Raw genomic sequence first — 4751 nt, forward strand, 5'->3', positions numbered from 1 at the left:
TCCCAGGTGTAGTTGACGGTTTGGTCGTCGTAGGCAATCTGGCTGATACGATTGAGGCTGTCGTAGCGGTAAGTAGCGGTTTTGCCTCGTGCATCGGTGCGGGTCTTGAGGTTGCCGGCTTCGTCGTGGCCAGCTTGGGTGACGCCGGTGTCGGGGCTGGTTTGCTGTTGCAGGTTGCCGAGGCTGTCCATGCTGTAATGGGTGGTGAGGTTACGGGGATCAGTCACGCTGATGAGTTGTCCCAAGTTGTCGTAGGCGGTATCGATCTGGCCCAGGGTGCTGCCGATCTGGGTTGGGTGAGGCTCTAATTGGCGGATGGGCCGGTTCAGGGCGTCGAACTGGACCTGGCGAACGCGCCCGAGCGGATCGGTGACTTGGGTCAGGTTGCCGTTGGCATCGTATTGGTAGGTGGTAACTGCCGGGGCTGAAAAGCCGGCGTTTACTGACTTTGCTTGATTCAGGGTGACGCTGCAAGTGGTGGCGCTGCCGGTGCACGCGCCAAACCAGCCACCGAAGGTGGAGCCGGTTGCGGGTGCTGCGGTTAGGGTGATTTGGGTGTTTGTTGCGAATGAGGCGCTGCAGGTTGCGCCGCAATCGATGCCTGCCGGTGAACTGGTAATGGTACCGGCTCCTGATCCGGTTTTACCAAGGCTTAGTGTCTTAAACGCCGGGGCAAAATCGGCGCTGAGGTTTTGTGCCTGCTCCAGGGTCACGATGCAGGTGGTTGTCGTGCCTGTGCATGGGCCTGACCAGCCGGTAAAACTTGAGCCGGTCGCCGGTGTTGCGGTCAGGGTGACTGGGGTATTCCAATCGTAGCTGCCGCTACAGGTTGGGCCGCAATCGATTCCTGCCGGTGCGCTGGCGATGGTTCCGGTTCCCGCTCCGGTCTTGGCCGCAGTCAATGTAATCTGTATTGGAGCAAAGCCGGCGCTAACGTTTTGGATTTGGTCCATGGTAACGGTACAGGTTGTCGCTGTACCTGTACAAGCACCGGACCAGCCGGTAAAAGCCGAGCCGGTTGCCGGTATCGCGACCAGTGTAACCGGAGTGTTCCAGTCATAGCTGCCGCTACAGGAGGCGCCGCAGTTGATTCCGCTCTGCAAACTGGTGATTGTTCCTGCTCCCGTTCCGGTCATCGCGGCGTTCAATGTCATCTGCATTGGTGTAAAGCCCGCGGTAACGTTTTGCGCCTGATCCATGGTAACAGTGCACGTTGGCGTGATACCGGTACAAGCCCCGGACCAGCCGCTAAACATCGAACCGGTTGCCGGTACCGCGGTCAGGATGACTGGGGTACTCCAACCGTAACTGCCGCTACAGGCAGCTCCGCAATCGATTCCGGAGGGTGTGCTGGTAATAGCGCCGGTTCCCGTACCGGTTTTGGCGATGCTCAATGCCAGCTGCAAGGACGTAAAACTTGCGGTAACGTTTTGGATCTGATTCATGGTTACGGTGCAAGTGGCCGCTGTACCGGTGCATGCACCTGACCAACCAGAGAAAACCGAACCGGTGGCCGGTTTAGCTATTAAGGTAACGAGGGCAGCCGGTTTACGTGAAGCGTCATCGTCATCTTTATCATCATGGTCGCCTTTAGCATCGTGCCTATTATCATGCTCTTTTTTGTTATCGTGTTCTTTATCCTCCTTTGAATCGGCATGATGAGCGATATTCTTTTGCGGGTAAGTAGCGCTACAGACTGCACCGCAATCGATTCCAGCCGGTACGCTAGTGGCGGTTCCTATACCTGAACCGATTTTGGCGATATTCAGCGTTATCGGCAGTCGCGTAGTTTTGGCGGTGATGTTTTGCGCCTCTTTCATCGTTACGGTGCAGGTGGTGGCAGTTTCTTTGCAGTCGCCGCTCCAGCTCTTGAATGTCGAGCCGGCCGCAACCACCACTGTCAAGGTGACGCTGGTTTTAGTCTTGAAGTTGGCGCGGCAACTATCGCCGCATTGGATGCCGGCCGGCGAACTGATGATGGTCGCCTCCCCCGCTCCGGTTTTGGTTATTTTCAGTTCGACCGTTTTATTATTCTCTTTTGATGGATGAGTCTTGTCGTCCTTTGCGTCATGAGTTTTGTCATCGGATTGTGCGCGTCCGGTTGTAGACGCGGTTGCCAGCAGTAAAACAATCAGCACAAAAATAGCTTTTATCGTCGATTTCATGACGGCCCCCTTATTGCGGCAAAATGAGATTTTGCAGACGCGACAGAGCGTCATAGACCCGGCTTTGGCTGCGCGCCAACTGTCCGCCGGGATCGAGTACGTCTTCCTTGATCCGGTTGCCCATAGCGTCCAGAGTGTAGGTCAAGGTGTTGCCGAGGTTATCTTGGGTTTTTATCAGGCGATGGGCTGCGTCGTAGCTATAAGCCAGATAGGAGCCGTCGGGCCGGGTGACGCGAGTCAACTGGCCTGCAGGATCATAACTGTAGGTGGTGGTTTCGCCGCCCGCATCGAGTGAAGTGAGTCGTTGGCGAACGTCATAAACCAGGGTCATCGCCAAGCCGTTGGCATCGACCAGTTCTTCGACTTGACCGTGTGCAGAGTAGCGGGTCAGAGAGGTGACGTGACCAAGCGCGCCGGAAATTTGTTTGAGTTGGCCGCGGCAACCCAGATGTCCGCCGACGCAGGCGGCATCGGCCGGGTAATAGTCGTAGGTGGTCAGATCGGACACGTCGGTGCGCGGGCCGTCTTCGACTTTTTGGAGCAATACGCCGGGGACGGAGGCATAGGTGTAAGCGGTATTCCAACTGCGCGTGGTGTTGGCGGCGGTGTCTTTAACGGTTTTTTGAGTGATGTCACCCTGGCTGTTGTAGCTGTAGCTGGTTTGTTGGCTGCCATTGGTAATCTGCACCGGCAGGCGGAAAGTGGAGTGCCAGGCAGTGGTGATGGTGCGCATGGCTGGTGTGTTCGCACCGGCTGAGGTTAGCCCTTCAGTTCGGCTGGTTTCCAGGTTGCGAGTTAAATCATAAGTGTAATTGGTACGGTTGCCGTTGAAATCGGTGCGGCTGGCGACGTTGCCATTGACGTCATAACTGAGCGCCGACGCCGAGGCGCCGCAGCCTGAGCCGCCGGGTTGCGATTGCCCGGTGCTTTTGACCACGCCGAGGATGGTTTGGAAGTTGTAAGTACGTGCTGTATTCAGCGCATCGGTGACCGTGGCGCTGCCGTCTGCATTATAAGTCAGGCTGACTCGCTCCGCGCCGCCCGCGTGTTCGCTGACGATGGCGCGGCCTTGGGCATCATAACTGTAAGTGGCAAAGCGGTTGCCATTTTCGTCGGTGATGCCAGTCAAGGCATAGGGGAAAGCGGTGTTTTCGTAATGATAGGTTTTGCCGGTGCCGTCGGGGTAGGTCACGGAAGCGAGGTTGTTGTTGGCATCGTAGGCATAGCGGTACACGCCCTCGGCCGGGTCGGTCAAAGTATTGATGTGGCTGTTGGCATCGTAGGTGAAATTTAATTGGCGACCTAAGCTGTCGGTGACGCGAATGAGCAAATCAATCGTGGGTGCCAGGGTAGCCGGTGTCGAGGCATCGCTATAGGTCAGTGTTTGTGTGAGGCCGGAACTGTCGGCGATAGCCATGAGTTTGCCGGAAACATTGTAAGTTTCTATCGAGTTATTGGCAGTGGTGTAACGCCATCCGGTCCGGGCGTTGGAACTATTTTTGAGCTCTTCGAGACGGTCAGGAACGTCGGCATCGGGTCTCCAGATACCGGCTATCAGATTGAAGATGAATTGTTTCCCATCAGGACGACGGATAATAACCCACGAGCCTGCCGCCTGCACACTGCTGCTGCGACTGTAGGCATGAACCCAACCGGAACCAATGTGGGCGCTGTCATTATTGACGGCACTGTTGTAATAGCGGTCGAAACCGAGGCCGAATGCTCCGTAGGAAATATCGATTTCATGCTGCCATTTATTGCCGGTGCGAGCATGAATGGGGTTACCGATGCTGACGACGTTACCTTTGGAACAATCACTACTGCTATCGCTGCCACCACCATTGCTTTTGGTCGGCAATTCACAATCGCCGGTATCACGGTTTGAGACTTGGCCGTTCGGGCATTGTTGGGAAAAGTAGAAAGTACCCAAATAAAACTGCCCTGAACAATAAGGCACAAAACCACTAGGAATCAATTTAGTACAAAGCCATCCCGCACTATAAGCACTCGAACCACGGTTGCAATAAGACGACGTGTTATATCCGATAGAGGATGCAAAAGCATTGCAAGCTTGGTGGGCTTCCGCTTCTTGATTGAAATACTCTTCGATGAGAGTAAAACCGGGACTAGATAAGGTCATTTTGGCTATTGCCCTGATTGGATGGATCATCACAAATACAAACACGAGAAAACTTAAACTGGAAAAGCACAACCTAACAATTTTCTTCTTAACGTTTTGTAATATTGTTATTAGTGGATTTGATTGGTTTTGTGAATTGAGATGTCGTCCCATAATTAATGCCTGATGAGTTTTCAATTTATAAAAACAGCTGAAAGTTCGAATTCACTTCGCCATTACGTTAATAACCAAACTTCATGTACGCATGACCTGATCGACCGCAAAATGCTGAAAAAAATAGTTCATAATGAACGGATTAAAAACGATTTCATTGTGACTCAAGAAATTGCTTAGATATGCCAGCTAAAGCTGAGTTTCCTGTAAGCCTGAGACTAACTTTCAAGCTATGTGATATTCGTCACGAATTTGAGGAGGTTGCCGCCATTTATCATTTGATCGATAAAATC

General features: G+C 53.5%; 2 protein-coding genes. Both read right to left on the reverse strand.

Features of this window, described 5'->3' with window-relative positions; translation table 11 throughout:
- Positions 1-2165: InlB B-repeat-containing protein (locus V7051_RS24335; RefSeq protein WP_334181190.1), on the reverse strand; the 2165-nt coding region annotated here is incomplete at its 3' end.
- A 10-nt stretch (positions 2166-2175) separates the two neighbouring features.
- On the reverse strand, positions 2176-4305 hold the full coding sequence (locus tag V7051_RS24340) for a DUF6531 domain-containing protein (RefSeq protein ID WP_334181191.1): 2130 nt from the start codon (positions 4303-4305) through the stop codon (positions 2176-2178).
- Positions 4306-4751: the final 446 nt, after the last annotated feature.

The organism is Methylobacter sp., assembly GCF_036845245.1.
Lineage (GTDB): Bacteria > Pseudomonadota > Gammaproteobacteria > Methylococcales > Methylomonadaceae > Methylobacter_A.

Bases quoted from the DNA above. Each gene is read 5' to 3' on its own strand.
- V7051_RS24340 (WP_334181191.1), bottom strand. From the start codon at position 4,305: ATGACCTTATCTAGTCCCGGTTTTACTCTCATCGAAGAGTATTTCAAT.